This window comes from Xenorhabdus sp. KJ12.1 (assembly GCF_963876495.1).
GTDB lineage: Bacteria > Pseudomonadota > Gammaproteobacteria > Enterobacterales > Enterobacteriaceae > Xenorhabdus > Xenorhabdus stockiae.
In genome coordinates this window covers 1-1,074 of sequence record NZ_CAWNQH010000148.1, presented here as the reverse complement: position 1 = coordinate 1,074, position 1,074 = coordinate 1, and the positions used below count along the sequence as shown (strand labels likewise).

Annotated in this window: 1 protein-coding gene; it reads right to left on the bottom strand. The window is 47.5% G+C overall.

All coding sequences use genetic code 11. The features are described from left to right. Window positions 1–37: 37 nt before the first annotated feature. The coding region (locus AACS92_RS21795) for an IS256 family transposase (RefSeq protein ID WP_099112029.1) at window positions 38–1,074 on the bottom strand (1,037 nt) is incomplete at its 5' end.

Below are 1,074 nucleotides of genomic sequence, written 5' to 3'. Positions count from 1 at the left end.
GACCTTGTTTAAGATTTTGTGTAATCGCCATTTCCAATTAAACGTGACCGTCTAAACGGTCACCAAATTCAATCATAAAACGACTCATCGCAAGACGCCAATCTTGGATAGGCATAGTCCATTTTTTAGACGCCGCTTGAATCGCTAACCAGATCACCTTTTTCACCGAATCATCCGACGGGAATATTTTGCGTTTCTTGATCGCATGCCGAATGACGCTGTTGAGCGATTCTATCGCATTTGTCGTGTAAATCACTTTCCGAATTTCAGCGGGATAGGCAAAGAACGTGGACAGATTGCCCCAGTTTTCTCGCCAGCTCCGGCTGATTTGAGGATAACGCTCATCCCATTGTTCAGCAAAAGCGTCCAAAGCCTGCAAAGCCATTTCTTCTGTCGGGGCCTGATAAATCTGCTTGAGATCTTTAACAACCGCTTTGGCATCTTTCCAGGATACATAGCGCAGGTTATTACGTATCATGTGGACAATACACATCTGCACCCGTGTCTGCGGGTAAACAGTGTTAATCGCCTCTGGAAACCCTTTTAATCCGTCCACACACGCGATAAAAATATCTTTCAGTCCCCGGTTATGGAGGTCTGTCAGTACGCCAAGCCAGAACTTCGCTCCTTCATTCTCGGCCAGCCATAAGCCCAGCAATTCCTTGTGACCTTCGGTATTAATGCTTAACGCGATGAAGACCGATTTATTGATAACTCGGTTATCCTGACGCACTTTAACCACCAGGCAGTCCAGATAAACAATCGGATACAAGCTGTCCAAGGGGCGACTTTGCCACTCAATGACCTGCTCTTTGACCGCATCGGTCACTTTGGCAATCAGTGACGGTGAAACTTCAGCATCATAGAGTTCTTTGAACGCGCTGGCGATATCGCGAGTGGTCATTCCTCTGGCGTACAGGGCCAGTATCTGGCTGTCCCTGCCCGTAATCCGCGTTTGATTTTTCCTGATGATTTGGGGTTCAAAGGTACTTTCACGATCGCGGGGAATTTGCAGCGCCAGTTCGCCTTCTTCAGTCAGTAGCGTTTTAGCGGAATAGCCATTGCGGGTATTAG